Here is a 26,648-nt window from a genome sequence, read left to right as displayed (position 1 = left end):
GAACCTGCCGAAGTTAACCGCGCATGGTGTACGGGGATCAAAATCCGTCTACAAGCTGACAACGCAGCTTGGGCGCCATCCGCGCGACGGGCAATCCCAAGTTCCCGACGATCAACGGGTGGAAGCGGTTGGACGAGGCTCACAACCCGAGGATTGCCTTGCCCTGCCCCGCATTTTGTCGAGTCCGCAGAGCAGACGATGAGCAATGCTGAACTGGCCTTGCTCGGGCATTTGATCGGGGATGGCTGCACGCACCCCAGACCCGCGATCCATTGCACGCGGGAGGACGATATTGCGCAGATTGTCGCAAACCTAGCGACGGAAGTGTTCGGTGATCCGGGTGCGTCCACGCATCTACCGCGAACCGAGGCCGCAACTGGTATCGGGTGTTCCTCACATCGAGCTAACATTTGACGCACGGCGTGCAAAGTCCGATGGAAATCTGGTTGACGAAGCTTGCTGTGTTCGGCCTGCGTTCTCGCCCAAAGCGTACCCAGCAGGGTTTCCAGCAGCCCGCTGACGCGCGCGCTGATCCTCGTCACCTGTGGGCGACCGATGGACATATTGGTCTTGAAAACGACTAAAGGCCATTATCCGAGGAACATCTACTACGCGTCGAGCAGCCTGGGAGAACTCGCCAGCGCGGTTGAATCGCTGCTGCCGCGCTCATCGGTATCAATGCTCGATTGACGCGCGTTCCGCAAACAGGCAAAGGACGCGATCCGGTTCCATGTTGCCCCATCAGGACCGAAGACGACTTCCACCGCTTCGTTCAATCGATTGGCGCTGTTGATTATTTGACGCGCTGAGTCGCTGTATGCGGTCAGCGTGGTTTGTACGCATATTGCTGGCACGAACCGCGATATCATCCCGCGACAGGTCTGGCGCACCTATGCTGTCCCGGCGATGGCCGCATCTCCAGGCTCACGGCTCGGCAAATGCAGTCAGAACTCGGCAACGCCCACTGTGGGACCGGCTTGTACCAAACAGAACATCAGCCGGGAACAGGCGGCACGTCTCGCCATAAGTCGTACAATCCGAACCGATTGCCGCATTGGCGCAAAGCGATGTTTACTGGGATGCAATTGTCTCCATTGAACCGGATGGCGAAAGCGGGAGTGTTCGACCTCACCGTGCCGACAGATCACAACTTTCGCCAACGACATCATCGCTCATAGCTTGGAGCAGGACGCTGATATCGTGATGTTCCTGTAACGCGATGTGTGGTCTACAACGAGGCGACCGAGTTCCCGAACAAAGCGGAGATCATCGTGGGCAAGCACCGCAACGGCCCGACCGGGAGTATCGACCTGCACTTCGAGCGGTCGCTGACCAAGTTCTCCGACGCCAAGACAAAGAGATCGATCACAGAGCCTGACGAGGATTCAACGGCTTCCTCCCCGACAACAACCGACCTTCGCGGTCTACACGCAGTTCATCAGCGAACTGCTGCCGCTCATCGACCATGTCGTCGAAACCAAGGTCACGTTGTACGCCATGAAAACGTTCAGCAGCGTGAAGGCACATTTCGCTACCTGCTGCGGCGACTTCACTAATGAACGCGGCCTTTATGGCCGGCATCGGCGGCCAAGCAATGCAGATGACGGATTGGCGCGGGCGTGTGCGCGCAGAACGCTGCTCAGTACCGAAGTGGAACTGGGCGGATCGCCAGAGCGCCTGTATTTTATCAATACGGCTGGGTCGGACCGCAATGGAGCAAGTCCGCCTCGGCTTATGGCGGCCCGGTCACGAAGGTTTGAATCGAGATTTTGCCGGAACGACCCAACATCTATCGCCTATACGAAGATCACTTCGGGAGCAGTTAACGCCGATGATCGCGGACATGCTTTCAAGGATGCGGAGAAGATTTTCCGCTCAATTGGATTATCGAAGCCATGCGGATCGCCGTCGCCAGAATGCGCGTAACTGGCGGTTCGTGCGGGGATCTTAGATCGCTGGCAGCGAAGGTAAAGGCAATGCGGTCGATCAAAGACCTGATGAACGGGATGGAAAACGATACATCTCCGGGAATAGCGCGACTTCCTGAGTGGTGACGATGATGGGCTTGTGCCCCTGTGGACGCGAGTCGCTGTGCGACGGACTCGGCTATGTGCGCCGATCTCCCGGTAGGGCATCCGCAGTTCGGGCAGTTGTTCCGCTGCCCCAACTACCGCACCAACGCCGAGCGCAAGAGAGCTGCGCAAGCTTGGCAAGCTCTCGAAGCCTACAAAAGACAAAACGTTTGAGAGCTTTGACACGGAAAACGTTTCGAACCTGAGTCCCAAGCAGCGCGACTCCTGCGCGAAGCGCTGCACTATCGCAGGCGTACGCCGGTCAGCCGACCGGATGGATTCTGTTTGAAGGTACATACGGCACGGGCAAAACGCATCTCGCCGCCGCGATCGGCAATTCGCTGCTCGACCACGAGGGCGCGTGATCTTCGTCACTGTGCCCGACCTGCTCGACTATCTGCGCGGCGCGGCGCCCCAAACGCTGGATCCGGCTATGACGAAACGTTTGATCGCCTGCGTGAAGCGGGCGTGCTGATTCTCGACGATCTCGGCGTGGAAAGCCCGAGCGAATGGGCGGGCGAAAAGCTGTTCCAACTGCTCAACCATCGCTATGTGTACCGCCTGCCGACCGTCGTCACCACCAATGCCGATATTGAAACGGTTGATCCGCGCCTCGCCATCCGTCTCGCCGATAACAAGCTGGTGCAGCACGTGCGAATCAAAGCGCCGGATTTCCGCACCAACAAAAACACGTCGGTCGATGAAGTGCCGGATCTCGGCCTGTACGCGAGATGACGCTGGAAAACTTCGATACGCGCACTCGCACCACCGTCGAAGGACGCGCTCCGAATCTGGAACGCGGGTGCAAAATCGCGCGTAGTTGTCGGACTCAAATCGATGTGGCTGGTGCTGATTGGCCCATCTGGGACGGGCAAAACGCATCTCGCGGCGGGCATCGCCAATGAGAAGCAGGATAAGGCGGGCGTCGGCGTGATCATGGTCACAAACACCGAACTGCTCGACTATCTCCGCTCCGGTGTGGACGGCCGCGTGCAGTTGAAGCTGGAGCGCCGCCTCTCGATTCTACGCAACGTATCCGTGCTCGTGCTTGACGATCTAAACTTCGGGTCAATGTCGGCGTGGGCGCGTGAAAAGGTGTTTCAGGTATTGGATTACCGCTATCTGCGCCGCATGAAGACGATCATCACCCGCATACGATCTATTGAGGGAAATGGACGCCCGCGTGCGCACGCGCATTCTCGACCGCCGCCGTTCGGCTGTCTATGTCCTCACGGGACGCCCGTATGTCGACCGGATGCCCAGAACCTACTGACCTATGGCCACTTCGATCACTGGAACCCGTCACCGTTTCACCTACAGCCGCCGCGACCGCCACATCGTCTCTGACCTGTTGTTCCGCAACTTCCACCACAACGTCCACACGCGCCTCGACTGGCAGGAGACCGATAAGTGGCTGGAAGCCCAGCAGGGGTGTCACGCGACTGGCGTGGCGGCACCGGGCGGCTGATGGGCATCCTGGCGACTGCCCGCGCCGCTCGACAACACCACGTGGATTCGCATCGCCGCGCTGGCCGATAACGCCGATGCTGCCCGCACGTTTAACGCGCTGTGGGACTCGGTGGTGTCGATTGCTCGGGAGTAACGCTCCGGGTCGCGGTGCTCCTCATCCGCAATGGCTAACTCCCGTTCGTGCAACCGCGCGGGTTCGCGCCCGCCGAGGAAGTCGTCACCCTGCGCCGGGCAGATTTGCCGCCCGCCCGGGAGATGCCGGCGGAACCTCACCATTCACCCGACGCGCGACGGCGATGTCCCGATCATCGCCCGCGTCGATCAAGCCAGCCCCTTTGCGCCGCCGTGGCGCTTTCGGATGTGGATGTGCGCGAGGCTGTACGCGCCGCCGCCTACTGCACGGTCGCCGTGAGCAACGAACGGATCTTCGGCTATCAGGCGAGCACGATGTACTTCGACGGGGGGACGTCTGGCGCGGCTGGCCGTGCTGCCGATGTGCGGGAACAGGCGTCGGATCGGCGCTGGTCAATGATCTGCTGCGGCTTCGCGCGGCGGGCCATCACCACCGTGACGGTCAGCACGCAGTTGAGCAACCTACGCGCTCGCAACACCTCTACGAACGCGCTACGGCTTTCAGCGCAACGGCTACGATCTTTCCCCGTGTGGATGTTAATCTGTACCCACCCCCTCGCCACCTGTTTTTCCCTCTCTGGAGGGGGACGGCTGGCACCAGAGGGTGAGGTTTCAGAACGTCATATCCTCTAACGCTTCGCGGAGCGCTTCGGCCTGCGCGTTCGTCAGCGAACTGTTGGCTACCATTACGTTATTGCGAAAGTACATAAATCACCCGCGCCGCGTCGACGAGTGATTGTTGCGCAGGCTCTCCATGTACGCCTGCCATGCGGCGAGCTGCTCCGCTGTCTCAGCAAATGTGATCCTGCCCGCCAAGCGGGGCAATGCTGGCGATAATAGGAAAACGACGCTCGTCATAGTCTGCGGGGTCATCCCGCTCGGCGACGATCTGTTCGTCGTCCGGCGCAATCGCCGTTTCTAGTCCCGCCGCCGTGAAGGCGTTGAACACATCATGCGGGGTGAACAGGTTGAACGGCGGCGGCGTCGCCGTTGGCGGCCCAAACGGACTCACGCCGCCTCAGCCCGTCAGCAGCAGGGGCGGCAAAAGCAGTGTTGCGATCAGCGGGACAAAGGTATCGTTTGGACATGCATCCGCTCTAGCGAAAAGATCAACCATGACGATATGTTTATCATGACGAAAGATGGTAACGTAGATTATTTAAAGAGGCAAGCGCGTCGGCGTTATTGGCTACACGGCAGCATGGGCAGTCCGATGGCGCTCAATCTACGGGACAGCGGCGTCGGCGTGATCTCCGTGAGCCCCGCGCGGGCTTATCGCGAACAGGCACTCGCGGACGGTTTCACGCCCGTGGCTATCGCCGAACTGGTGGTCGCCGCGGACATCATTATGCCCCTGCTGCGCGACCAGGCCATGCCCAAAATCTACCTTGAAGGCGTATCGCCGCATTTGCGCCGTGACCAAGCGCTGATCTTCAGCAGCGCCTACAACCTCACCTTCGGTTTATCGAAGCGCCACCGTTCGTCGACGTGGGGCTGGTCGCCGCGCACACATGGTGCCGCCGTCCGCGACCGCTACCTGTCGGCGAAGGCTACGCCTCGTTCGTCGCCGTCGCGCAGGATGCCAGCCGCAGCGCGTGGCCGACGATCCTCGCGGTGGCGAAAGCGGCGGGCAGCGCTTTCAAAGTCAGCGCGATTGAAACGCGCTTTGGAACGAGACCGAACTCGACCTGTTCTTGCAGCGGGCCGTGCTGCCCGTACTGCAGGTCGTGATCACCGCGGCGGAACTGCTCATGAAACTCGGCTACCCGCCCGAAGCCGTGTTCACCGGCGCTGTATCTCTCGGGCGAAACGTCCGAGATATCTGCGGGCGGCAGCAGGTCAGGGGCTGCTCAAAGCGCTCGATTCGCAGTCGCTGACGGCGCAATACCCGGTATCCTCGGCCTTTACGAACGCTTCAATGATTTGAAGCTGGAACGCCTGATGGAGATCACGCTGGAAGAGATTCGCGGCAGCAAATTCGCGCAGGAGTGGTCAGAGGAGTTCAACGCCGATTACCCGCGCCTGCGCAACCTGCTCAACGAGCCGCCGCGCGATGGACGTATGGGAGCTCGAACAACAGACCATCGACGCGCTCCAGCGTGATGGCGATTAAGTTGCCCGATAACGCATCAGGAGTAACAATTAAGTGGTTGGAATCGTCTAGAAAACTGTCGACAAACTATATTTTAGGCAGGTAAAGTCATGACTACGCAGCTTCAAACCACCACCCTCGCCGCGCGCCTCGCCGGTCAAAGACCTCGGCAAATTCAGCGCGCAGGTGATGAATGACTTCGCCAGCTACCTCACCACCGCGCCGGATGAGGATCTCTTCCGCGTCAGTCCTACTACTACGCGCGGCGCACGGGTACGTCCGTGCGCGAAGCGACCGATCTCTTCCTGTACGCGACGCACTTCGGCATTCTGGAATTCAACTGGGGTGCTCTTGCCCCTCGTGCCATGCCTTCGTCACATCGCCGGGCGGGCTGCGTGCCATCAGAATCAGGAATATTGCAACCACTGCATGATCGGCTTTGATGTGTCCGTAGACGATAATATCGAAAGTCGCGTTCACGGTCGCCGTCGACGCGCAGCATCCGCTTTCACGACATGGAACTGCTCGACTTTCAGCGCGATTGGCTGCTGTGGTTCTATACGCACAGCATGTACCACGCGCCAGAAATCCGCCAGATCGCTGTGAAGCTGATGGTCACCTCGGACAAAATCGGCGTGGATGCGCGGCGCACCGTCGAAGTCGATCTGGTGGACGGCGCGAACTATTTCGTGACGACGCCGGATATTCACGCCTTCGCTAACCTCGGCACGGATCCCAACGCGGCGAGCGACATCACGTTTGATCTGTTTGATGGGCGCATCGTGCCCAGAAGGCGCGTATGTCAAACCGGGCAAGGTCAAAATCACCTTCCGCAACCGCATTGGCAAAGAGAGCGTGTACGGCGTGATCTACGACCCACGCCACGGCATCCCTAACCTCAACGACGAAGAGATCCGCGCAGTTGACCGCGCATTTCAGCCAACCGATGGAGTTTCTGACGGGCAAGCAGGTCGCGACCTCACAGGTGTTCCGCGGATTGTTCCGCGCGGAGAGTATCCCGTCCGATCTCGGCCTCGCCTTCAAGAGCGTGACCTTCCTGTTCACTGACCTCAAAGGCTCGACCGCCCTGTATCAGCGGGTGGGCGATATCCGCCTTATGAGATCGTGCGCAAGCATTTCACCCTGCTGCGCGACATCATCGCCGAGTGCGGCGGTGCAGTCGTCAAAGACGATGGGTGACGCGGTCATGGCGACCTTCTCTGAACCGCTCACCGCGCTGCAAGCCGCCTTCGTGATCAACCAGCAGATCAGGAAGATCGGCGACGATCACGAGTGCCTGATCATCAAGGTTGGGATTCACATGGGGCCGTGCATCGCCGTCGAGAACAGCGAACGCCTCGATTATTTCCGGGCAAACAGTGAATTTAGCGGCGCGCGTACAAGCGGTCGCCGAAGCAAGCGAACTCGTCATCACGGACCCGGTGTACAGCTACCCCGGCGCGAAGAGCTCATCGTTGAAGCTAAACTCACTTCGAAGACGGACTCCGGTGCTGCTCCGCGGTATCGACGGCGAAACGCAGGTGTATCGGCTGATGTAAACACCTCTCCCCGCTTGTACGTGGGTTAAGGGTGATCGTTCGCCTACGAGGCCAAGCACTGTAGGGGAGGGCTTGCCCCTCCCGCTGGCGGGTGAGTCAAGAGGTTTAAGAAGTCTCCCGCCAAAAGCCTGATCGGCGGATCTCGCGTCCTCTCCCGCTTCCGTGGCGGACGTTGGCTCCCCCCCCTGAATTCAGGGGAGGGGACGTATAGGTCAGAAACGTCGGACGCGATAATCTCGCGTCCTTCGCAGTTACTCCGCCGGGGTGTCCTTCTCAGGCGTGGCGTTGATGAAACGCATCACGCGGTAATTCTCGGCCAGCGGCACGCCGACCTCTTTTCCGGTCGCCTCGTCCCACCTGCCGGATCATATCAGCCACATCCTCGCCCACCTGCGACCGGTGCGCCAGCAGCGACTGGATCTTCTTGTCCCACACGGCGGTCACGTCGATGGCGATGTTCGGCTTATCGCTCATCATCAGGTACACCTCGTTAACGTGATGCGGTTCTAAGCCCTCGTCGAGCAGTTCGGGGAAGATCGGGCGCGTTTCCGCCGAGGGAAAGATAGCGTACAACGACGCTTCACCCGTCGCCCGGTGATCCGGGTGATTGATATAGTCGAAGCCCTCGCCGGAGATCAACACCTGTGTCGGATCCATGATCGGCACGCGATCCGGGCGCAAACGGCGGATCAGGCGGGTCGGATCGCGGCGCAGTTCCAGCGAAGGCGTGAGCGCGCCATCGGCATAGCCGAGGAAAACCGCCTCTTTGACGCCGACGAGTTCCGCCGCTTCCAGGCTGCTCCGCTTGACGGCGCTCCACCAGTTGATTGTAAACCACGTCTTTGTCGTTGCTGCCCGCCGCGCCATCGGTGACGATGCAGTAGGTCACCTCCGCGCCCGCCCCCCGTCCACACGGCCACGCTGCCCGCTGAACCAAATTCAATGTCGTCCGGATGCGCCACAATCACCAGAATTTTGAACGGCGCGACGATCGGTTTTTTCGAGTTCCATACAGTTATCCTCAGGTCATTGTGTAGAACACTACTACTTTATCTTATGCGGTGTCAGGGGGAAGCGGTGATGGACTTACCACCACCTCGATCCGGTCTGCTGCGCCATTGGGATACGTTGATCGGGCCGGGCGCATCGAGGGCGGAACAGGCGCTCATCCTCGGCGCAGCCGTCGCGGGACGATTGGCGTCGCAGCGCACGCCTATCTACGCAAGGTGGATTGGACGATCTGGCAGTGGATGATCCTCGTCGTCCTCGCACTCGATCTGTTCGGCGGCGTGGTCGCGAATTGCGGGCGCGGCGCGCCGCTGGGTATCACCGCCCCGGTCAGACGCGCCGCGACCATTTCCTATTCGTCGCCGTGCATCTCGCACAGCTTGTCGTATTCGCGCTCGCCTTTCCCAGCGCCAACTGGCTCACGGTGATCGGGGCGTATGCCTGCACTGCTGTCCGCGCTGGCGATCTTGGCCGCGCCCACTGAGCTCCAGCGCCCGGTGAGTTATCTAAGCTATATCGGCGCGCTGGGGTAGCACTGCTGTTCAACGCGCCAACAGGTCTGGAATGGTTTCTACCGATCCTGTACTTCAAGCTGCTGGTGAGTCACCTTGGCATGGGAGTTGATCAGGGGTGGGCAGCGGGGCGCACGCTGGATTGCTGCGCCCGCTGCCCGTGAATGGCGAGCGCCACATTTAGATGATAGCTTCGACTTCCGGATAGTTCTTAAGCGCGGCCGACGAACAGATCGCGGTAGGCCAGCGCGTCCGGCTTCACTGGTCGCCTCAAAGCGCAGGCTCAGCACGGGTTCGGTGTTGCTGGCGCGCAGCAGTCCCCCATCCGTGTTCGAACTGAACGCGGATGCCATCCACGGCGACGATTTCGCCCTTGCCTTCCAAGGCGGCGCGCACACCATCGATCACGCGGGCTTTCGCTTCATCCGGGCAGTGCGGGCGATATTCCGGCGTGCTGTAGAGCGTCGGCAGGCTGGCGTTGAGCGCGGCCAGCGATTGCTTCGCGGTGGCCAGTCATTGCAGCAGGCGTCCCGCCGCGACATACGCATCGTCAAAGCCGTAGTAGTCTTCGCCGAGGAAGATGTCCCGCTCATCTCACCGCCGAGCAGCGCGCCCGTCTCGACCATCTTGGCCTTGACCAGCGAGTGTCCACTCGCCCACGCTATCGGCGTGCCGCCCGCTTGCGCGACCGCATCAAACAGCACCTGACTGCTCAAGATATCACCGACCACCGTTGAGCCGGGATGCCGGGTCAGCATGTCCCCGCGCCAGCAGCGCCAGCAAACGATCCGCCGCGATGCCATTCCCCTGCTCATCGACTGCGCCCATGCGGTCGGCGTCCCCGTCAAACGCGATGCCGAGGTCCGCGCCAACTTCGCGCACTTTGTCGCCCAGCGCGCGCAAATTCTCCGGCACCTGCGGGTCGGGCTGGTGATTCGGGTAGCTCCCGTCCGGCTCGCAGAACAGCTCGATCACGGTGTGCCCAAGCGTCCGGAACAGCTTCGGCGCGAAGATGCCGCCAGTTCCGTTGCCCGCATCTACCACAATCTTGAGTGGATGCGTTTTGATGCGCAGCTTCGGCACAATGTCGCTGTAGTAGTCCTCTACCGATTCGATACAGTCAATCTCGCCCACTCCCGTCGTCAACTCGCCCGTCTGGATGAGGCGCAGAATCTCCTGAATGCCATCTCCATACAGGTTCCGCGCGCCCACGCTCAGCTTGAAGCCATCTGATCCGGCGGAAGGTGACTGCCCGTGACCATCATGCCGCCCGCGTTGTTGCGCTTCACGGCGTTCCAATAGACGAGCGGCGTGGAAGTCAGCGCGATGTCCACAACGTGGCAGCCCGCCTGACTCAAGCCGTGCATGGCCGCATCCATCAGCGCGGTCGACGAATGGCGGTTATCCCGCCCAACAACGACTGTGCGCCGCTCCTCAACATTGCGCAGATACGTCCCAAACGCCTGCCCAATCAAGCGGGCGACTTCCGGCGTGAGCGGCGCATCCTTGCCCATTGCAGTGCCGCGAATATCGTACTTTTGAACAGCTTCGGATTAACAGTGGCCATAGACGGAGTTGAAAGTTAAAAGTTGAAAGTTAAGTCCCACACTCGCCCTCCTACTTTTAACTTTTACCTTTCACCTTTCTACTATGATGATCTCTTGTTTTACGTACAGCGGCGGCGATCCGGAACATCTTCATGGACGTACGTCCCCGGCCCCACTTCAACCGCCTCGCCGATCTTGACGCCGGGCATCGTCATCACGTCGACGCCGAGGAAAGCGCCTTGTCCCACAATCGCGCCGAACTTGTCGCGCCCGCTGTCAAGCGCGTCCCCTGACCGTGCTCTTGACATTCTTGCGGTCAATGCGCAGATTGGCAGTCGTGCAGCCCGCCGAGAAGTTCACCTCGGCGCGAACATGCGCTGTCGAGCACGCGGCAGGCGTGCATATCGCAATGATCCGCCACATAGCTGCGCGCGACCTCCGTTGTGTAGCCGACATTGCAGTGGTTGAGCACCATCGACTGACGCACCAACGCATTGTTGCCGACAATCGTATCCGCGCCGATGTAGGCCGGGCCCACAATCGCCGCGCCGGGGAACACCTTCGCGCGTTCACCAATAAACACGTCGCCGATCAGCGTGGCCGACGGAGCCACGAACGCGCTTTCCGCGACGATCTTGCCAGAAATCTTCGACAGGTAGTAATTCATCACATCAAGGGTGTGCCACGGGAACTTGAGCGCGTTCCACGGGCCGCGGTACGGCACAACCTTAAAGACGTGCTGCGTCATCAGCCGATCCATCGCCCGTTCATAGTGATCATCGCTGGCAATGGGCTTGGCGTACTCCTCTTGAATCGCGTTGAACAGGCGCGCGCTATCCGGTGGATGTGCGCCACGATGTTGACCAGATTGCTCGGTCGATTCTCCGCGCCCGGCTTCTCGACGATCCCAGTGATGCATCCGCTCGGGCTGACGATCAGATAACCGCCGGGGAAATAGTCTTCGCGCTCATAGCCAGCAATATACGTGCCCGTAGGATCGGCGGCGTACGCCTTGAGCATGTCGGCGTGCGGTTGATCATCCACGACATCATGCACCTGCACGACATAGATCGGCGTTTCCGGTTGGTTAAAGCAGGGGGCCGGCGCCGCCTGCAGCAGCGCATCGCCCATGCCCTTGGCGTCCCCTGAACCACCACCCGAATATTCATCGACCGGAATCGCCGCGGTCAGGGTTTGATGTCTTCGAGGTTACCGGGATTCGCGACGATGACCGCTTCCTGCAAACCCAGCGACTCATAACGCCGGAGCCGGACTCACGAGCAGCGGTTCGGTGCCAAAGCGTAAAGTGATTTTCGCGCAGGGGCCACATGCGCGACGACGCACCACCCGCCAGTACAATCAATATCGGCAGTTGAGCCATGACGTCATCCTTTGATGATTCCCAAACACATGTATTTAACCTGACGTTTGATTTAACATCAATCAGCGAAAAGTCGGGGCATCCGCAGCCAGCATGGCTCTAATGGTCTTAAGTGGCACTATTTACAGGGATTGGCAGCGGCTACCTAGCACTATATCCCATACGCTGGAACAAATGGACAGAGGTAGAGTTATGCAAACCAACGGTCATCAGAATGGCAGTGGCGAAACGGGCACGGAAGCCCTCAAGCGCGGTCTGGCGCAAATGCTCAAGGGCGGCGTGATCATGGACGTGGTCACCCTGAGCAGGCGAAGATCGCGGAAGATGCGGGCGCGGCGGCGGTTATGGCGCTGGAACGCATTCCGGCGGATATTCGCGCGCACGGCGGTGTGTCGCGCATGAGCGACCCTGGCACGATCGAAGGCATCATGAAAGCCGTCACCATCCCGGTCATGGCGAAGGTGCGCATCGGCCATTTCGTCGAAGCGCAAATCCTCCAATCGATTGGCATTGACTACATCGACGAGAGCGAAGTCCTCACCCCGGCTGACGAAGAAAACCACATCAACAAGCACGGCTTCAAAGTGCCGTTCGTATGCGGCTGCCGCAACCTCGGCGAGGCGCTGCGCCGCATTGCCAGCGATTGTCGAAGCAGTCACCCACTTCGACAACCCGATGTGCTGGCGAACGTCAGCCGTGGTCTCGGCGAAGCCATGGTCGGCATCAATGTCAGCGGTCTCGCTGACAGTCAGAAGATCGCGCAGCGCGGCTGGTAAGGTCGCTTAAGCGTAGCGGACGGACTTGCCGCCGTTTTACTTCGACTGCACCCTGGATTTCGCCGCCGAGGAGGACAAGGCGGCGTTTACCCATCAACCGGTGCAGGGTTTGATTGATGACGCGGCTCTCCTATTTCCAGAACCGCTCCAGCGTCAAGCTTGCTAACTCTTCGAGGGTTGCTTGCTGCACAGTCGTCTTATGCTGTGTGGCAAGCGCCTCTCCGTGCAAACTGCTCCGCGCTTCGCGCATCACCTTCAATTGATCGCTGAGTTTCCCGATTTCCTCATCAAAGATGTGCTGCACTTCCTCGCGCGCGGTTAACTACAGTACATCATAGCCGCCCTCAGTCGGCAACTGCTCAGACTAATTCGGTTCTGTTGTAGACGTTTGGAAAACTAACTTGGCCATGTCGCGAAGTGCCCGCCGATCCCCGCCGAAAACTGCATCAAGCTGCTCTGGTGTGAGCATCGAGTCTCCACCCGGCAGGCTTACGAATGTAGCTCGTAGCGAAGGATGCAGCCGTCCCCACATCGGATCTTCTTCGAACATTGCGTCAGTAGGTACTGCAAATTCCAACGGCATACTCCCAGCTACATCTCTATATGCACCTTAGCATAGCTGAACGTCTCATATCGAAAACCGGAATCGTACAATCTAGGCTGGAATCCTCCAGTTAGGCATTTGTGAATGGAATTACGTGGTATCCAACGCTACGATCAAGGCCAACTAGCAGAAACTGGCGACCCAGTAATCCCTACATTCCTCATTAGCCTCATCACATTACATTCTCTCAGCCTAGGTGGATCCAGAGTAAGCGCTATTGTTTTAAATAGCTGAACCTACTTGACAAACTTTTAGAGACGGTATATGTTTGAAAAACGGGTGAATAAAATTTTACCATGAATAAATATTCAAGCAGCGTCGACATGATGTTGTGAGCTGTGCAGGTTAAGGTCTAAAAGATGCTTGTGACGACTCAAAATTGGACTCTTTTCAATTCCCATCACCAGCTCAAAGTCGGTTTCACCGCGTCACAATTGCACCGCTCAGGGCAACAGTGGATTTCCGATTGGTTTGCACATCGAATTGCCTATGCATCCCCAGCCTCACGGTGCTTCCCATCTCTGTCCCACAGAGGGCAGGTGTGCTGGCGTAGAGGATCTACGCCCCCTACGATAAGTAATCGTTTACTTGACGGGTGACGATGCTTAGAACTGTACTTTTCATTAGTGAAAGGCAGTGTTGACACGGCAGACACATATCGGTTAGCTCTCACAGAAATTCAAGCGGCAATAAATCTATTGAAGTAGGAGCAATGCAACATGAAGCGTACTCTCTTCTTGGTTCTTTCAGTCGTGTTTATTACCTTGGCATTGGGCGGTGTCGTCATGGCGCAGGAGATGACCGATGTCGGCACTCCGCGCAACGAAACGCTGATTTTCCAGACCTTTGACCGCCAGTCCTCGAACCCGGATCAGCACAACCCGCTGATGAACTACGATATTTGGCGCGGTTTCCGCGAATTCGGACAAGGCTATCTGTGGGAAACGGACACTGGCACGGGCGAATCCTACCCCGAACTGGCCGCTGCCATGCCGGAAGTCTTGAACGACGAACACACCCAGTTCCGTGTCACGCTCAAGGAAGGCATCTACTGGAGCGACGGTGTGGAATTCACGGCAGATGACGTGATCTATACGCTCGATCAGTACTTCCAGCACACCGACAGCCTCACCTACTGGGGCGTGGCGCGCATCACCAATTACATCGCCAGCTACACCAAGATCGATAACTACACGTTTGAACTCACGACCCTCAATCCGTCATACGACCTGAGCACGGTCATGGGCGTATACACATGGGGCTCGGCCTTCAATATTGTGCCGAAACACATCTTCGAACAGCAGGCGAACGTCGCGGAATTCCGCAACTCCTATCCGGTAGTGCTCGGCCCCTATATCCTCAAAGAATTCGATCCGAATGGTTTCTGGGCGCTCTGGGAACGCCGCGAAGACTGGGAACGCTCGGCGTGGGGTTGGATGGGTGAACCGCGTCCGCGTTACATCCTCTACAAGGACTTTGGCCCGGAAGAAACCCGCGTGCTCGCCTTCGTGCAGAACCAGTATGATGTCGACACCTTCATGAGCCCCGACAGCATCACTGCGGCGCAGGCGCGCAATGCTGCCATCACCACCTTCTCCCCCACGCTGCCCTATCACAACATGGACGATGCGTGCAGCTACGGTGTGTTGATGAACCTGCAACAAGCGCCGCTGGATAATGTTAACGTCCGCTGGGCGCTGGCGCTCTCGTTGAACCTGCAAAACGTGGGCATCAACTCGGTGAGCGGTCAACTCCGCGTTTCGCCGCTGCCCATGGTATACAGCCAGATTCTCCGCCCGATCTACTTTGAGCCGCTCCTGCCGTGGCTGCGTGACTTCGCGCTGGCCGATGGGTATCAGCCGTTCAACGAAGACTGGTCGCTCCAGCTCGCCGAACAGCTCACCCAGATGGGCGTCCCCGCTGATCAACTGCCGCAGGATGCTGAAGCACTTCGTCGGGATATCGGTGCTGGTTGGTGGAACTATGATGTCGCCGAAGCCGAATCGCTGCTGATCTCCGCAGGCTTCAGCCGCGACAGCGGCGGCCAATGGCTGCAACCCGATGGCACGCCGTGGAATCTCGAATTCGTCATCCCCGGTGACTGGAACAAGGTTATGCAACGCGTCGGCTTCTCGATTGCCGACAGCTGGCAGCAGTTCGGGATTCCCGTCAACGTGCGTCAGGTGGACAATGCCGAGTTCGGTTCGGTTCAGAACACCAACAGCCTGCTCACAACCATGCTCAACTGGACGAACTGCATCTTCACGCCCAACTACCTGAATGCCTGGAACGGCGTCCGGACCCAGTTCCTGCTCGAACCGGATTCCAGCGACACCATCACCGGCAATATGTACCGCTGGAACAATGAAACGGTCGATCAACTGGTGCTCGACAGTATGTCGCTGGAAACCAACACAGAAGAATTCTACGAAATCGGTCGCCAGATCATCCAGCAGTTCGTCACGGATATGGCCTACATCAACATCATGGACATTCCGACTACCATCCCGACGAACGAATACTACTGGACGGGTTTCCCGAAGCTGGACAACTACTACGCCGTACCCTACTCGTGGTGGAGCTCGGCTAAAGAAATCGTGCTGAACGTTCAACCGACCGGTAATTAGCAACCGTTTGTTGTGTGGGGAGTCGCCAGTCGTTTCGGCGGCTCCCCGCCAGCAGCGTGGAGACTAATATGGGTTTACTTCAATACATCCTGCAGCGCGTCGGCGTCTATCTGATTGTGCTGTTCATTGGGATCACGATTGTGTTTGTTCTACCGCGCTTGATGCCCAGCGACCCGATTGAAAATTACATCGCGCGGCTGCAAAACCAAGCTGGGCAAACAATGACTCCGGAAGCCGTCGAACAGGTGCGCAGTTCGCTGCGCCAACTGTACGGGTTGGAAGGCGATCTCGGCACGCAGTATCTCAATTTCGTGCGCAGACTGCTTATCGAATTCGATTTTGGCCCCTCGCTCTCGGCCTATCCCCGCCCCGTCTCGGAGTTTATCGGTTTGGCTCTACCGTATACGCTCGGTCTGCTCATGACGACGACGGTGATCTCGTGGCTGATCGGGAACTCCATCGGCCTCATTGCCGGCTTTTTTCACAATACCCGCCTCGCCACCGCGCTGGAAGTGTTTGGCGTCGTCCTGTACCCTATCCCTTACTATATCCTCGCGCTGGTGATGATCCTGCTGTTCGCCTACATCTGGCCGATCTTCCCCATCACGACCACCTTCCGCCCCGGGCCGCTCACCCTCGAAAAAATCGGTGATATCCTCCGCAATTCGACGCTGCCCGCGCTCACGCTCATCTTCGCTGGGTTCGGCTGGAACATCCTCGGCATGAAGGCACTGTCCTTCGCGACAAAAGAAGAACCCTACGTCAACTTTGCGCGCCTGAAAGGCACCCGTCCGCGCACCATCATGACGAGCTATGTGTTCCGCAACGCGCTGCTGCCGCAGATCACCGCGCTCGCTCTCTCCGTCGGAATGATTTTCAATGGCGCGCTGCTCACAGAAATGCTGTTTTCCTATCCCGGTTTGGGGGCGCTGATGCGCTCAGCGGTCGCCAACGCCGACTACAACCTGCTCTACGGGACAATCTCGGTCACGATCATCGCCGTCGCAACCGCCGCGCTGGTCATCGATCTGGCTTACCCGTTGTTCGATCCGCGTATCCGGTACAGGTGAGCGCCATGAAACTGAATCTCCGTCTCAAAATCGGTATCGCGATTTTGTTGGTGTTCACGCTCGGCAGTTTCATTCTGCCCTTCTTCACCGATGTTGATCCGTCGACGCAAAGCACCTATTTTCGCAACTTGCCCATGTCCGCGGATCATCTGTTGGGGACGAACGCGCTCGGTCAGGACATCCTGTGGTTTCTGATCTTCTCCATCCGCAATTCGCTGCTGCTCGGCGTCAGCGTCAGCATCGGCATTACGATCATCTCGACGCTGGTCGGCCTGAGCGCCGGTTACATCGGCGGGTGGTTTGACCGCATTGTCATGCTGTTTGTCGATGCGTTCATCACCATTCCCGTCTTTCCCATTTTGATCATCCTCGGCGCGCTGGTGCGCGGTCAAACCTCGTTCGCCATCGTCGCCGTCATTCTGATCACGTTCGGTTGGGCGTGGGGCGCACGCACGACTCGCTCGATGGCGCTTTCGATCCGGGAACGCGAATTCATCAATATGGCGCGCTTCTCCGGCACGAGCACTATGGGGATCATCCTGCGCGAAGTCTTCCCCTACGTCTACGCCTATATGGTCGTGGGCTTCATCAACACCATTCTGTTCGCCATCAACACCGAAGCGGCGCTGGCGGTGATCGGCTTGTCCAAAGTCGAAATCCCAACTCTCGGGTCGATTATCTTTTGGGCGCTCAACTACAACGCCATGTTCACCGGACAGTATCAATGGGTCGTAGCACCCGTAGTCGCTACGGTGCTGCTGTTCCTCGGCTTGTTCTTGACCTCCACCGGGTATAACCAGATGTTCGCGACCAGACGGGGGCACGCCGCATGATTAAGCTCAAGAATCTGGTCGCCATCTATACCACCGTCCGTGGTCAGGTGAAAGCGGTCGAAGGCATCAACGTGGAGATTCCCAACGGAATTATCCTCGGCATAGCGGGCGAGTCCGGGTGCGGCAAAACAACGCTCATGAAGGTGCTGTATGGCGATCTCCGCTATCCGCTCACACTCCAAGAAGGCAGCATCGACTACGGCATCTGTCGGGACGACGGTAAGGAGATTACGACGGCGGACATCCGCGACTACTGGTTCAAGCGCATCTCCTACATTCCACAGAGCTCCATGAACTCGCTGAATCCCGTCGTGCGCATCCGTAAGCAGTTTGTCGATTTTCAGTCCACCAAGCAGTCGAAGGCGGACATCCTCGCCGAAGTGCGGACGTACATCCAGCAGCTTGGACTGCCGCCGGAAGCACTCGATGCGTATCCGCATCAGCTTTCGGGCGGTATGCGTCAGCGCGTCATGGTGGCGATGGCAACCTTCTTCCAGCCAGAGATCATCCTCGCCGATGAGCCGACAACCGCGCTCGACGTCGTGGTGCAGAAAGGCATTTTGCTGCTGCTGATGGAGCTCCAGAAGAAGATGCAGAATACCATCTTCTTTGTGTCGCATGACATAGGGGTGCACTACCAGATCACGCACAAGATGATGATCATGTACGCGGCAAAAGTGGTGGAATACGGCGATACCAACGATATTTTTGAGCGTCCCCAACACCCCTACACGCGCATGCTGATCGAATCGCTGCCGACGGTGGGCAGTGTGAAGCAGCGTGCTGGCGTGAGCGGGCGACCGCCGAGTCTGTGGGACAACCTGCAAGGCTGTCGCTTTGCCGCGCGCTGTCCGCTGGCGACGGCGCTCTGTCGCGCTGAAGAACCGCCGTTGAAAGAAGTTAATCCGGGGCAGTTTGCCGCGTGTCATTACGCCGGGAGTTGAGCATGTCAAACGCAAACACCATGACCACCGTCCTCAAGACGGAAGGTTTGAACAAGGTCTACACGCTCGGCGGTATCGTTACACGCACGCGCATCAACGCTCTGGATGATGTCAACCTTGACATCAAAAGTGACCGCCCGGTAATTATCAGTCTGGTGGGTGAATCGGGCAGCGGCAAAACGACGCTGGCGAAAGTGATCCTGCGCCTCGTCGAACCAACTTCGGGGAGTGCGGTCGTGTATGATCGCGTGGTCGCCGGAGCGGGCGCGAAGCAGTCGAAGTCCGAATTCCTCGCGGCGGTGCAGCCGATCTTCCAGAACCCCTTCGAGGCGTTCAGCGCATACCGTACAGTGGATGCCTATCTGCGCACTACTGCGGTGCGCGTGCAGAACCTGCAAGGGGACGCAACCACTGAAGCCATGGCGCAAGCGCTCACGTCGGTAGGTTTGAAGTACGAAGACGTGCGCGGCAAATACCCTAATCAGTTCTCTGGTGGCGAACTCCAGCGCGTTTCGATTGCCCGTGCGCTGATCCCGCGCCCCAAGATTATTGTGGCGGATGAGCCGGTCAGCATGATCGACGCCTCGCTGCGCATGAACATCGTCAATCTGTTTCTCTCGCTCAAAGAACAGTACAACACCAGCTTCCTGTATATCACGCACGATCTGGCGACCGCGTACTACATCAGTGATTACCTCGCCGTGATGTATCGCGGCGCGATTGTCGAATTTGGTAGTGCCCGCGAGATTTTAACGTCGCCCAAGCATCCCTACACCCAACTGCTGCTCGACTCGATCCCGCATACGAACCATAAGTGGACGCGCGGTACGTTCACCATGTCGGACATCGAGACAAAAGAGTATCGCTTTGGTGGGTGCAAATTCCGCAACCGCTGCCCACTGGCGCAGGAGGTGTGTACACGCGAACGGCCGCAAGCCATGCGCAAGGACGATGGGCGGGAGATCTACTGTCACTTCGCATGAGCAAACAGGAAGTCTGTCGAGTCGCAGAAGGGAGGGAACCGCACAATCCGGGGGAGTTAAGCTATGATTACAGGCTGGATCAACTCTCTAGTCTGTCATGTTATCGGATGCTTACGATGATGCCGCTTGAAGAAACACGCTTGTTGGCGCGAGTCGCTTTTTTGTACTACATGAGTGGAATGAAACAGTCGGAAATTGCCGACCAACTCGATCTGTCGCAAGCGACGGTCTCCCGCCTGCTGCGCCGCGCCCATGAAACCGGGATCGTCCGCATCTCCCTGGCGACGCCGCCCGATGTGTTTACCGAGCTCGAAGATGCGCTCACCAAGCGGTATAAGTTGAAGTCCGCCATCGTCGTGGACTGTGATCCTGACGACGATGATGAACAAATTCAGCAGCGACTCGGTATGGCTGCTGCCTATTATGTCGAAGCCTCCCTGGGGCGCGACGAAGTGATCGGGCTATCCTCGTGGAGCGCCACCCTCCTGGCCATGGTCGACGCGATGCATCCGCTCAACCGGCAGCCTGGGACGCCTGTTGTCCAGATCCTCGGCGGGTTAGGCAATCCATCGGCCTCGATCTATGCGGCTCGCCTCACCGAACGTTTTACGAATCTGGTACGCGGGACAGCGATCTATTTGCCCGCGCCGGGGGTTGTACCTTCCAAGGAAACGCGGGACAGCCTGCTGCAGGATCCGTACATTGGACAAGCTGCAGCTCACTTCGACCAAATTACGCTGGCGCTCGTCGGCATTGGTTCTCTGGAACCGTCCGTATTGCTGTCACGCAGTGGCAACGTGTTTTCAGCGGAAGAGCTCGAAACTTTGCGGCAGAACGGCGCAGTTGGCGATGTTTGTCTCCGCTTTTTCGGAAGCGATGGGCAGTCGATCACCACGGCGCTCGACAAACGCATTATGTCAATTCAGCGTGACCAGCTTCGCCGCGTGCGGCGGATTGTCGGCATCGCTGGCGGCAAACGGAAACGCGAAGCGATTCGCGCTGCGCTGCTGGGCGGTTGGGTCAATGTCATCATCACCGACCGCTTCACAGCGGAATTCTTGCTCTAGGCGCAGCGCTCATGCGGCCCCTACGCCAGTCACATCTGCAAGAACGACTCACATTACGCAATCAGATAAGGTTTGCACATGACCACTCTCAATATTGAACAATGGGGACTTTTCGAAACCCGTTTTACCGGACCGGCTGAAGGCAATCCCTTCCTGGATGTCACCTTCTCCGCCCACTTCACCAACGGCGACCAGACCCTGAAGGTCAATGGCTTTTATGACGGCAGCGGTACGTACTGCATCCGCCTCATGCCGACCGCGCTCGGCACCTGGAACTACACCACCCACAGCAACGCCAGCGCCCTGAACGGCTTGACCGGGTCGTTCGAGTGCACCGCGCCGTCCGCCGGGAATCATGGTCCCGTCTACGTCCACAACACCTTCCATTTCGCCCACGCTGACGGGACACCGTATTATCCGTTCGGCACGACCTGCTATGCGTGGACGCATCAGGGCGACGCCATGGAGGAACAAACACTCGCGACTCTCAAAGAGGCATCGTTCAACAAAATGCGCATGTGTGTGTTCCCCAAAGATTACCCGTGGAACAAGAATGAACCGCCGCTGTACGCCTATGAACGGGACGCCGACGGCAATCACGATTTCACCCGCTTCAACCCGGCCTTCTTCCAGCACTTTGAGCAGCGCGTCGGCGACTTGCTCATGCTCGGAATCGAGGCGGATATCATCATTTTCCACCCCTACGATCGCTGGGGCTACGCGCGCATGGACGCCGACACCGACTTCCGCTATCTGAGCTATCTCATTGCCCGGTTGGCGGCATATCGCAATGTGTGGTGGTCGCTGGCGAACGAGTACGACTTCATGCTCGAATACAAGCCGATGGAACGTTGGGATCGCTTCTTTCAGATTCTGATGGCGGAAGACCCGTATAACCATCTGCGCGCGATCCATCAGGGTCACCCGGAAGACATGTACGATCACAACAAACCGGGCGTCACGCACGTGTGCATCCAACACCCGCAGGTACGGCAGGTCGTGCAATGGCGTAAACAGTATGGCAAACCCATCGTCGACGATGAACTGGAATATGAGGGCAACATCTTCTACCCGTGGGGCGGCATCAGCGCTGAAGAAGAAGTGCATCGCTTCTGGTTGATGGTGCTGAACGGCGGCTATGCGGGTCACGGCGAAACCTACATGCATCCCGACGATGTGTTGTGGTGGTCGAAGGGCGGCGTCCTGCACGGCGAAAGCTGGAAGCGGATCGCGTTTCTGCGCCAGCTCGTCGAAGCCGCCCCGGGCGGTTTGTCGCCGGAGATCGACGCGGATAGCGGCGTCTTCCCCCGACCGGTGAGCCAATGGCTGTGGAATCGCTATGCTGGCGGCTTCAGCGGCGACTATCACTTGCTCTATACCGCGGAATACCAGCCGCGCACATTGATGTTGTGGCTCCCGCAGGATGACAGCTATCAGTTCGAATTGATCGACACGTGGGAGATGACCATCACCCCGGCAGTCGTGCGCAAACTCGCTGCGCCGCCCAGCTATGCCTACCCTGCCCCCGGTCGCCCCGAGCCGACCTATGAAGTCGATATGCCGGGGAAGATCCGCATGGCGCTGCGCATCACGAAGCGTTAGCAGTCGAGAAGTTTACATTGCTGCAGGGGCAGATCTGTGCTCTGCCCCTGCCACTATCCCCAAACGCACAAGGAGCGCGGTTGCCGCTAAAGGACAATCTGCCCTCGTCCCATCTGACCTGTACTGAACAGATAGTAAGCTTCAGCGACCTTCAGTGTCGAAATTGGGCGCACCGTTACGACATGGGGGCGGTCTGGCCAACTAGGTGCTGGCAGCGTCTGATAAAGCCAGTGCTGGACTGACCCGCGTCTAGTGGACAGTAAATTTGTCACGGGCGCACGGCAGGTTTACACGTTGCAAGCGCACATCGCCCGAACATGATCAAGTGCAGTCTGTCGAAACATATATAATAAACTGAGCATTTCTTCACATATAACCTCTTGGAGCTTATCTTGCGTTCAAAGCAATCCCTATACTGGATATTATGGTTACTCTGCTTACTGCTGATGAACAGCACCAGCGCCATCGCCCAAGACGTTCCCAACCGCGAAGATAATCGACCAGCGGTGCGGGTGACGATTGGCACGCGCGATGATAACTGGGTGTACTACACGCCCGACCAACCCGACTTTAACCGCGTGATCGCCGTGTTGAACCGGGCGATCCCGGTCTATGAGCAGCTGACCGGCATCACTTGGTCGCGGCGCGTCGTCATCGTTTATACCGGCAGCGGCGGCGCGACCGTAATCGGTCGGATTCTGGACAGCCGCGAAGCGTATGTGACGCGCCGTGAACCTGCTGCGCTGTTCGCCGCTGACCCCATGAACTGTCATATCCGTATTTCTGCCGGGTGGGACACCATCCCGAACTTCGAGGCGGTGGTCGCGCGGCAGTTCTTCCACTGCTTTCAGATGGAGACCGGGGCGGCGCAGTTCAGCGACTTCTCTGATGTGGTGTTCAATTTCTGGTGGCTGCAAGGCACAGCGGAATGGGCAGCCTCGCGCGTCTACCCGGAGTTATACCCGCAGGATATTCACATCGGCTTTTTTGACCCGCGTCAGGATGTACGCCGCGCCCGCTATGACGCATATTTTTTCTGGGAGTTTGCCTCGTCGGCGCGCGGCTTTGGCAGCGATCGCAATGTCATCACGCAGATGAATATGCTGCGCGAGGATGGTGTTTTCCCGTTCGTATTCAACCTAGACTCGGTCGACTTGTTCCATAACTGGGCGCAAGTGCTGCTGGATCGCCAGCTTCCCGAACCGCCGATTGTCGATTTGACGGCGGTCGATCTGACAGCGGGGAAAGGCGGATCGATTCAGAGCACCATGCCGCCGTTCTCGGTCGATTATCGCAATCTGATCAGCTTCGATCTGAAACCGGGCAACATCGCCGTGCTGACGGTCAGTGGAATCGACGCCGGTCACTTTGCGGTCAGCGCGCGCTTAGGTGGCGCAACGCAGCGCTTGCAAGAGAATATGCCGCTCGAATTCTGCCCGCCCGACGACGGCGTGATGCTCATCCTGAGCCGGGGAGAAGGTGCGCGCAACACCACCGCCCCGCTCACCATCACATGGACGCAGCAGCCCAGCGCAAACCCCTGCACCGATGAACCCGATGAACCCGAAGGCGATGCCTCTTGCATCGTCGGCACTTGGCAGGTGATCAACTACCCGGCGTCGATTGCCCGCGTTGATGGAGTCGAGGTAGACACGAGCGAGTTCCTCTTCTCGTTTGGCGCTGACGGCAGCATGAGTGGAGCCTATGACATCATTGCGCGCGCTGACGGCATCACGCTTGACCTGCACTTCCCTTTCAACGGAACATACGCCCTTCGTCCGCTTGAGGGCAGTTCGACGCAGCTTGCGGTGCGTTCATGGAACTGGACGTTTGAAGCGGGAGGCAGCTATACCGCGACCTATCGAGACGGCACTCAGACAGACTTCACTGACCAGTTTTACGAGACGGGAGGGATCGATCTGTGGTCGCCCGATGGGACAGTCGAATGCAGTGGTGACACTCTGTCGTGGGAAACTGCCGACGGTACAGGCGGATTTGAAATGCAGCGGCAGTAACCTTGTCGAGGGGGTGAATTTCACCTCACCCCCTCAACTGCTGAACTAGCGGCGCACGACGAGCACGCCGCCCGCGTCGGCGGTGAGCTGTGTCCCCGGCGCGATCTGAATCGCGTCGCCGTTGATCGTCACAGCATAGCCCGCGTTGGGTGTGAGTCCGGTGATGTAACTGGTCGCTGCCGTCGTGCTGAAATCCAGCGACTCGAAGGCCGCCAGGGCATCAACCGGGAACAGCACCGCCACAGTGCCTACCAGCGCGCCCTGAAACGCTGTGCCGCCGTTGCTCTCGATCAACGTGCTGGTGAGCGGGACAGCGCCTGCGTCTGCACCTTGCAATACATGCAAGAAGCGGACTTCTGGCGCGGCGGCTTCGACCATCAGGCGATAGCGCATCATCTCGTTGTTGGCGGGCGCGCTGCTCACCTCATCGACCAACGGCGACACCGCGATGACCGGATCGGCGGGCAGCAGCGTATCGACGGTGAGCGTTTGTCCACGCTCGGTCGTCATGCTCGTGACGGAGCCGCTCACGGTGGCATCTGCCGGGAAATTGAGCCAGAACCGGCTGACCGGGTTCTCTGCACGAGTAGCGGAGCGATCATAGACCACGATCACATCCGGCTTGAGCCAGATCACCGAACGGCTGACATGCTCGACCGCCGTCACGCCCTCGTATTCCGAGTTGTACAAGGCCGTTGAGTCGCCGAACGCGTAGACATAATCATCGGTCACACTGATGAGGGGCGGCGGCGGATCACCAGCCGAAAGCAGCCATTGGGAGCCGCGCTGCCCGATCATCAGGCGAAAGTCGTCGCGATCCGGCAGCGTATTCTGCACAGTCAGCGTGTTGAAATTGTCCGACGTATGGTAATCGAAATCGTAGCCCACACGGATTTTGGTCAGCCATTCGCCCGCGCGATAGAACTCAATCGCATTGCCGTTGCCACTCTGATGATCGACTTCATCCCAACTGAGGTTGTACGTAAACCAGGCCGCGTTTTCGCTCCAATCGGTGCGGGCGAGTAAACGGCGCATCCCCGGCGCATACCACGACGTACCATAGGTCGGGCGCGGGTCGGCGGGGGCGGCAGCGTTCGGGTCGAACAGCAGAAAATAGAGAATCGCCTTGTGAACCGAATCGACATCCTGTACCCGCTCGACCAAGCCGAATTCACCGCCGGGCGGCGTGAAACTCTGCAACCAGCGCAGCGCGTCAAGCCGTTCAGGATTCGCGCCCGTGAATACGTCATACGCGCCCAATGAACCGAATAACTCGATATAGTCGGGCAGCCAGTAGTTTTGACCCGAGCCGTACCACGCGGGCAGATACACCACGCCCGCATCATCGCTGACGGCGGTCGCCGGACTCATCGAATGGACGAACGCGGCAATCGCATCGTTCCAGAACGGGTTCGCCTCGAAACTGACCTGCTGCCCCCACACCGTCGGATCATTCGCCCCGGAAGTTTGCAGCGCCAACATGAACTGCGCGGCATATCCGAGCGACTGCGGGCTGTACTCAAACCCTTCCGTGCCAAACCCGCCGCGCGCATCGGTGCGGAACAGATGATCGATCACGTACAGCCATGCCCCAGTCGCATTTTCGAGATATGCGCCGAGTTCACCACCCGGATCATCTGCCGCATCGAAGGCCAGCGCCATTAGGCCCATGTTGCGCATGTGCGCGACGTAATAGTTGTTGCCTGCCCACCGCACCAGCGACGGGTCACTCACCAACACCGGATCGTTGACCACGCCGATAGGCTCAGGATGATTGTTGTTGGTGGTATAAGCGTTCAGGTTTTCAGCGCACCAGCGCAAAAACACAGTGCGGATCGTGGCTTTGTCCTCCGCTGAGAGCGTCGGGTAAATCCAGTCGACGATGAGCGGGAAACTCACCCCGTACCAGCGCGACCGGTCGCTGGTGGCAAATTCGGTATGCCGAAACGGTTGATCGTCGGCCACACCCAACACCGCCTGATCCATAACGTACATCAGCAGGTCGCGGGATCGCTGTGCATATTCCTGGCGCGCCGTCTCGTTCGATTCGATCAGCGACATGAACGCGAACAGCAGCGCATACGATTCGGTCGGATATTCTTCGTAGGCATTGCTTCCGGTATCCTGCGCCGGAATGATGCCTTCATCCATCCACTCCGCTGCTTCGTTTGCCAGCACCCATAAGCCATCCGTGTACAGCGGGTTGTTTTGCGCTGCCCACGCTTGTAGGCGCGGCAGGTCTTGCGCAGTGATCCATAAATGCGGGTGTGCCGCGTCGGTTTGTGCGTGCAGCGCCCCACCTATCAGGAAAACGCACGCGAAGATCAAAGTCAGTCGTTTGAGCATGTCAGGGT

Annotated in this window: 32 protein-coding genes and 4 pseudogenes; 22 read left to right on the top strand and 14 right to left on the bottom strand. The window is 58.6% G+C overall.

The genetic code is table 11. The features are described from left to right. The first annotated feature begins 446 nt into the window (after positions 1-446). Entirely contained in the window at positions 447-584 is a 138-nt protein-coding gene (locus tag IPK17_RS30905; RefSeq protein ID WP_343421584.1) for a hypothetical protein, read from the top strand. A 24-nt stretch (positions 585-608) separates the two neighbouring features. On the opposite strand, the gene IPK17_RS30900 is transcribed toward IPK17_RS30905, so the two are convergent. Continuing rightward, positions 609-854, bottom strand: a complete 246-nt coding sequence (locus IPK17_RS30900) for a hypothetical protein (protein WP_343421583.1) — start codon at positions 852-854, stop codon at positions 609-611. Positions 855-1,223: 369 nt separating this feature from the next. Between IPK17_RS30900 and IPK17_RS41175 the strand changes: the two are divergent. Beyond that, positions 1,224-1,334: pseudogene (locus IPK17_RS41175) on the top strand (DnaB-like helicase C-terminal domain-containing protein); the annotation flags it as partial. 90 nt (positions 1,335-1,424) lie between these two features. On the opposite strand, the gene IPK17_RS30890 reads toward IPK17_RS41175, so the two are convergent. Then, on the bottom strand, positions 1,425-1,553 hold the full coding sequence (locus IPK17_RS30890) for a hypothetical protein (RefSeq protein ID WP_343421585.1): 129 nt from the start codon (positions 1,551-1,553) through the stop codon (positions 1,425-1,427). Positions 1,554-2,108: 555 nt separating this feature from the next. On the opposite strand from IPK17_RS30890, the gene IPK17_RS30885 reads away from it, so the two are divergent. The 3 genes from IPK17_RS30885 (at position 2,109) to IPK17_RS30875 (ending at position 3,419) form a co-directional block, all read left to right on the top strand. Next, positions 2,109-2,246, top strand: a complete 138-nt coding sequence (locus IPK17_RS30885; protein ID WP_343421582.1) for a hypothetical protein — start codon at positions 2,109-2,111, stop codon at positions 2,244-2,246. 294 nt (positions 2,247-2,540) lie between these two features. Beyond that, positions 2,541-2,807 carry a P-loop NTPase family protein gene (locus IPK17_RS30880; RefSeq protein WP_343421581.1) on the top strand — a complete coding sequence of 89 codons (267 nt, stop codon included), beginning with the start codon at positions 2,541-2,543 and terminating at the stop codon, positions 2,805-2,807. A 102-nt stretch (positions 2,808-2,909) separates the two neighbouring features. Beyond that, positions 2,910-3,419, top strand: coding sequence for an ATP-binding protein (locus IPK17_RS30875; protein ID WP_343421580.1), 510 nt, complete (start codon positions 2,910-2,912; stop codon positions 3,417-3,419). Positions 3,420-3,506: 87 nt separating this feature from the next. Here the strand turns inward: IPK17_RS30875 and IPK17_RS30870 are convergent, their stop codons facing one another. Then, positions 3,507-3,818: a hypothetical protein gene (locus IPK17_RS30870; RefSeq protein WP_343421579.1), complete on the bottom strand. Its 312-nt coding sequence runs from the start codon at positions 3,816-3,818 to the stop codon at positions 3,507-3,509. Positions 3,819-3,887: 69 nt separating this feature from the next. On the opposite strand from IPK17_RS30870, the gene IPK17_RS30865 reads away from it, so the two are divergent. Then, positions 3,888-4,307, top strand: a complete 420-nt coding sequence (locus IPK17_RS30865) for a hypothetical protein (protein WP_343421578.1) — start codon at positions 3,888-3,890, stop codon at positions 4,305-4,307. A 157-nt stretch (positions 4,308-4,464) separates the two neighbouring features. On the opposite strand, the gene IPK17_RS30860 is transcribed toward IPK17_RS30865, so the two are convergent. Continuing rightward, the gene (locus IPK17_RS30860; protein WP_343421577.1) at positions 4,465-4,686 is read right to left on the bottom strand and encodes a hypothetical protein; all 222 of its coding nucleotides are present in this window, start codon (positions 4,684-4,686) and stop codon (positions 4,465-4,467) included. Positions 4,687-4,806: 120 nt separating this feature from the next. Here IPK17_RS30860 and IPK17_RS41170 point away from each other — a divergent pair, with 120 nt between their 5' ends. From IPK17_RS41170 to IPK17_RS30840, 4 genes are all read left to right on the top strand, one after another. After that, entirely contained in the window at positions 4,807-5,601 is a 795-nt protein-coding gene (locus tag IPK17_RS41170) for an NAD(P)-binding domain-containing protein (protein ID WP_343421576.1), read from the top strand. Further along, on the top strand, positions 5,598-5,777 hold the full coding sequence (locus IPK17_RS30850) for a hypothetical protein (protein ID WP_343421575.1): 180 nt from the start codon (positions 5,598-5,600) through the stop codon (positions 5,775-5,777). Before IPK17_RS41170 ends, IPK17_RS30850 begins: the two co-directional genes overlap by 4 nt. Positions 5,778-6,281: 504 nt before the next feature. Continuing rightward, a complete protein-coding gene (locus IPK17_RS30845; RefSeq protein WP_343421574.1) occupies positions 6,282-6,662 on the top strand; it encodes a hypothetical protein in 381 nt (126 codons plus the stop codon). Positions 6,663-6,688: 26 nt separating this feature from the next. Then, positions 6,689-7,354 (top strand): adenylate/guanylate cyclase domain-containing protein, encoded by a 666-nt coding sequence (locus tag IPK17_RS30840; RefSeq protein ID WP_343421573.1) that lies wholly within the window; start codon positions 6,689-6,691, stop codon positions 7,352-7,354. A 244-nt stretch (positions 7,355-7,598) separates the two neighbouring features. Here IPK17_RS30840 and IPK17_RS30835 read toward each other — a convergent pair whose 3' ends face one another. Beyond that, positions 7,599-8,192, bottom strand: coding sequence for a PIG-L deacetylase family protein (locus tag IPK17_RS30835; protein ID WP_343421572.1), 594 nt, complete (start codon positions 8,190-8,192; stop codon positions 7,599-7,601). A 213-nt stretch (positions 8,193-8,405) separates the two neighbouring features. Between IPK17_RS30835 and IPK17_RS30830 the strand changes: the two genes are divergently transcribed. Both IPK17_RS30830 and IPK17_RS30825 read left to right on the top strand, forming a co-directional pair. Continuing rightward, complete coding sequence (locus IPK17_RS30830; protein WP_343421571.1) at positions 8,406-8,579, top strand: hypothetical protein; 174 nt, start codon at positions 8,406-8,408, stop codon at positions 8,577-8,579. Next, the gene (locus IPK17_RS30825; RefSeq protein ID WP_343421570.1) at positions 8,557-8,817 is read left to right on the top strand and encodes a hypothetical protein; all 261 of its coding nucleotides are present in this window, start codon (positions 8,557-8,559) and stop codon (positions 8,815-8,817) included. The genes IPK17_RS30830 and IPK17_RS30825 overlap by 23 nt, the downstream gene beginning before the upstream one ends. 87 nt (positions 8,818-8,904) lie before the next feature. On the opposite strand, the gene IPK17_RS40760 is transcribed toward IPK17_RS30825, so the two are convergent. The 7 genes and pseudogenes from IPK17_RS40760 to IPK17_RS30795 form a co-directional block, all read right to left on the bottom strand. After that, the gene (locus IPK17_RS40760) at positions 8,905-9,198 is read right to left on the bottom strand and encodes a hypothetical protein (protein ID WP_350341664.1); all 294 of its coding nucleotides are present in this window, start codon (positions 9,196-9,198) and stop codon (positions 8,905-8,907) included. Positions 9,199-9,249: 51 nt separating this feature from the next. Further along, positions 9,250-9,603: a hypothetical protein gene (locus IPK17_RS40755; RefSeq protein ID WP_350341663.1), complete on the bottom strand. Its 354-nt coding sequence runs from the start codon at positions 9,601-9,603 to the stop codon at positions 9,250-9,252. Further along, positions 9,566-10,057 (bottom strand): phosphohexomutase domain-containing protein, encoded by a 492-nt coding sequence (locus IPK17_RS30815; protein ID WP_343421568.1) that lies wholly within the window; start codon positions 10,055-10,057, stop codon positions 9,566-9,568. Before IPK17_RS30815 ends, IPK17_RS40755 begins: the two co-directional genes overlap by 38 nt. Before the next feature lie 2 nt (positions 10,058-10,059). Then, positions 10,060-10,377 (bottom strand): annotated as a pseudogene (locus IPK17_RS30810) (phosphomannomutase); the annotation flags it as partial. 134 nt (positions 10,378-10,511) lie between these two features. Then, entirely contained in the window at positions 10,512-10,700 is a 189-nt protein-coding gene (locus tag IPK17_RS30805) for an LbetaH domain-containing protein (RefSeq protein WP_343421567.1), read from the bottom strand. Positions 10,701-10,708: 8 nt separating this feature from the next. Continuing rightward, positions 10,709-11,140: a hypothetical protein gene (locus IPK17_RS30800; protein ID WP_343421566.1), complete on the bottom strand. Its 432-nt coding sequence runs from the start codon at positions 11,138-11,140 to the stop codon at positions 10,709-10,711. Then, positions 11,140-11,523 carry a hypothetical protein gene (locus IPK17_RS30795; RefSeq protein ID WP_343421565.1) on the bottom strand — a complete coding sequence of 128 codons (384 nt, stop codon included), beginning with the start codon at positions 11,521-11,523 and terminating at the stop codon, positions 11,140-11,142. The genes IPK17_RS30800 and IPK17_RS30795 overlap by 1 nt, the downstream gene beginning before the upstream one ends. A gap of 442 nt (positions 11,524-11,965) precedes the next feature. Between IPK17_RS30795 and IPK17_RS30790 the strand changes: the two are divergent. After that, positions 11,966-12,411: pseudogene (locus IPK17_RS30790) on the top strand (beta/alpha barrel domain-containing protein); the annotation flags it as partial. A gap of 33 nt (positions 12,412-12,444) precedes the next feature. After that, positions 12,445-12,549 (top strand): annotated as a pseudogene (locus IPK17_RS41165) (pyridoxal 5'-phosphate synthase lyase subunit PdxS); the annotation flags it as partial. A 130-nt stretch (positions 12,550-12,679) separates the two neighbouring features. On the opposite strand, the gene IPK17_RS30785 reads toward IPK17_RS41165, so the two are convergent. Beyond that, on the bottom strand, positions 12,680-12,853 hold the full coding sequence (locus tag IPK17_RS30785; protein WP_343421564.1) for a hypothetical protein: 174 nt from the start codon (positions 12,851-12,853) through the stop codon (positions 12,680-12,682). A gap of 1,019 nt (positions 12,854-13,872) precedes the next feature. Between IPK17_RS30785 and IPK17_RS30780 the strand changes: the two genes are divergently transcribed. The 8 genes from IPK17_RS30780 (at position 13,873) to IPK17_RS30745 (ending at position 24,294) form a co-directional block, all read left to right on the top strand. Next, positions 13,873-15,780, top strand: coding sequence for an ABC transporter substrate-binding protein (locus IPK17_RS30780; protein ID WP_343421563.1), 1,908 nt, complete (start codon positions 13,873-13,875; stop codon positions 15,778-15,780). A gap of 68 nt (positions 15,781-15,848) precedes the next feature. After that, positions 15,849-16,850, top strand: a complete 1,002-nt coding sequence (locus IPK17_RS30775) for an ABC transporter permease (RefSeq protein ID WP_343421562.1) — start codon at positions 15,849-15,851, stop codon at positions 16,848-16,850. A 5-nt stretch (positions 16,851-16,855) separates the two neighbouring features. Continuing rightward, positions 16,856-17,683 (top strand): ABC transporter permease, encoded by an 828-nt coding sequence (locus IPK17_RS30770; protein ID WP_343421561.1) that lies wholly within the window; start codon positions 16,856-16,858, stop codon positions 17,681-17,683. Further along, positions 17,680-18,627: an ABC transporter ATP-binding protein gene (locus IPK17_RS30765; RefSeq protein WP_343421560.1), complete on the top strand. Its 948-nt coding sequence runs from the start codon at positions 17,680-17,682 to the stop codon at positions 18,625-18,627. Before IPK17_RS30770 ends, IPK17_RS30765 begins: the two co-directional genes overlap by 4 nt. A gap of 2 nt (positions 18,628-18,629) precedes the next feature. Then, the gene (locus IPK17_RS30760) at positions 18,630-19,610 is read left to right on the top strand and encodes an ABC transporter ATP-binding protein (RefSeq protein ID WP_343421559.1); all 981 of its coding nucleotides are present in this window, start codon (positions 18,630-18,632) and stop codon (positions 19,608-19,610) included. 107 nt (positions 19,611-19,717) lie between these two features. Beyond that, positions 19,718-20,677 (top strand): sugar-binding transcriptional regulator, encoded by a 960-nt coding sequence (locus IPK17_RS30755; RefSeq protein ID WP_343421558.1) that lies wholly within the window; start codon positions 19,718-19,720, stop codon positions 20,675-20,677. Positions 20,678-20,755: 78 nt separating this feature from the next. Further along, a complete protein-coding gene (locus tag IPK17_RS30750; RefSeq protein WP_343421557.1) occupies positions 20,756-22,279 on the top strand; it encodes a DUF5060 domain-containing protein in 1,524 nt (507 codons plus the stop codon). Between the two features lie 392 nt (positions 22,280-22,671). Continuing rightward, positions 22,672-24,294, top strand: coding sequence for a hypothetical protein (locus tag IPK17_RS30745; RefSeq protein WP_343421556.1), 1,623 nt, complete (start codon positions 22,672-22,674; stop codon positions 24,292-24,294). 45 nt (positions 24,295-24,339) lie between these two features. Here IPK17_RS30745 and IPK17_RS30740 read toward each other — a convergent pair whose 3' ends face one another. Further along, positions 24,340-26,640 carry a hypothetical protein gene (locus IPK17_RS30740; RefSeq protein WP_343421555.1) on the bottom strand — a complete coding sequence of 767 codons (2,301 nt, stop codon included), beginning with the start codon at positions 26,638-26,640 and terminating at the stop codon, positions 24,340-24,342. Positions 26,641-26,648 lie beyond the last annotated feature (8 nt).

This window comes from Candidatus Flexifilum breve (assembly GCF_016713355.1).
Note: the sequence above shows the minus strand (reverse complement) of the source record. Positions and strands in the feature narration are given on the sequence as shown.

What these genes read in the sequence shown, in the direction of transcription:
- IPK17_RS30885 (WP_343421582.1), top strand. Translation starts at nt 2,109, where the DNA reads ATGTGCGCCGATCTCCCGGTAGGGCATCCGCAGTTCGGGCAGTTGTTC.
- IPK17_RS30875 (WP_343421580.1), top strand. Translation starts at nt 2,910, where the DNA reads ATGTGGCTGGTGCTGATTGGCCCATCTGGGACGGGCAAAACGCATCTC.
- IPK17_RS30870 (WP_343421579.1), bottom strand. Translation starts at nt 3,818, where the DNA reads ATGGTGAGGTTCCGCCGGCATCTCCCGGGCGGGCGGCAAATCTGCCCG.
- IPK17_RS41170 (WP_343421576.1), top strand. Translation starts at nt 4,807, where the DNA reads ATGACGAAAGATGGTAACGTAGATTATTTAAAGAGGCAAGCGCGTCGG.
- IPK17_RS30845 (WP_343421574.1), top strand. Translation starts at nt 6,282, where the DNA reads ATGGAACTGCTCGACTTTCAGCGCGATTGGCTGCTGTGGTTCTATACG.
- IPK17_RS30835 (WP_343421572.1), bottom strand. Translation starts at nt 8,192, where the DNA reads ATGGCGCGGCGGGCAGCAACGACAAAGACGTGGTTTACAATCAACTGG.
- IPK17_RS30830 (WP_343421571.1), top strand. Translation starts at nt 8,406, where the DNA reads ATGGACTTACCACCACCTCGATCCGGTCTGCTGCGCCATTGGGATACG.
- IPK17_RS40760 (WP_350341664.1), bottom strand. Translation starts at nt 9,198, where the DNA reads ATGGCATCCGCGTTCAGTTCGAACACGGATGGGGGACTGCTGCGCGCC.
- IPK17_RS40755 (WP_350341663.1), bottom strand. Translation starts at nt 9,603, where the DNA reads ATGCTGACCCGGCATCCCGGCTCAACGGTGGTCGGTGATATCTTGAGC.
- IPK17_RS30805 (WP_343421567.1), bottom strand. Translation starts at nt 10,700, where the DNA reads ATGTCAAGAGCACGGTCAGGGGACGCGCTTGACAGCGGGCGCGACAAG.
- IPK17_RS30800 (WP_343421566.1), bottom strand. Translation starts at nt 11,140, where the DNA reads ATGACGCAGCACGTCTTTAAGGTTGTGCCGTACCGCGGCCCGTGGAAC.
- IPK17_RS30795 (WP_343421565.1), bottom strand. Translation starts at nt 11,523, where the DNA reads ATGGGCGATGCGCTGCTGCAGGCGGCGCCGGCCCCCTGCTTTAACCAA.
- IPK17_RS30780 (WP_343421563.1), top strand. Translation starts at nt 13,873, where the DNA reads ATGAAGCGTACTCTCTTCTTGGTTCTTTCAGTCGTGTTTATTACCTTG.
- IPK17_RS30775 (WP_343421562.1), top strand. Translation starts at nt 15,849, where the DNA reads ATGGGTTTACTTCAATACATCCTGCAGCGCGTCGGCGTCTATCTGATT.
- IPK17_RS30770 (WP_343421561.1), top strand. Translation starts at nt 16,856, where the DNA reads ATGAAACTGAATCTCCGTCTCAAAATCGGTATCGCGATTTTGTTGGTG.
- IPK17_RS30765 (WP_343421560.1), top strand. Translation starts at nt 17,680, where the DNA reads ATGATTAAGCTCAAGAATCTGGTCGCCATCTATACCACCGTCCGTGGT.
- IPK17_RS30760 (WP_343421559.1), top strand. Translation starts at nt 18,630, where the DNA reads ATGTCAAACGCAAACACCATGACCACCGTCCTCAAGACGGAAGGTTTG.
- IPK17_RS30755 (WP_343421558.1), top strand. Translation starts at nt 19,718, where the DNA reads ATGCTTACGATGATGCCGCTTGAAGAAACACGCTTGTTGGCGCGAGTC.
- IPK17_RS30750 (WP_343421557.1), top strand. Translation starts at nt 20,756, where the DNA reads ATGACCACTCTCAATATTGAACAATGGGGACTTTTCGAAACCCGTTTT.
- IPK17_RS30740 (WP_343421555.1), bottom strand. Translation starts at nt 26,640, where the DNA reads ATGCTCAAACGACTGACTTTGATCTTCGCGTGCGTTTTCCTGATAGGT.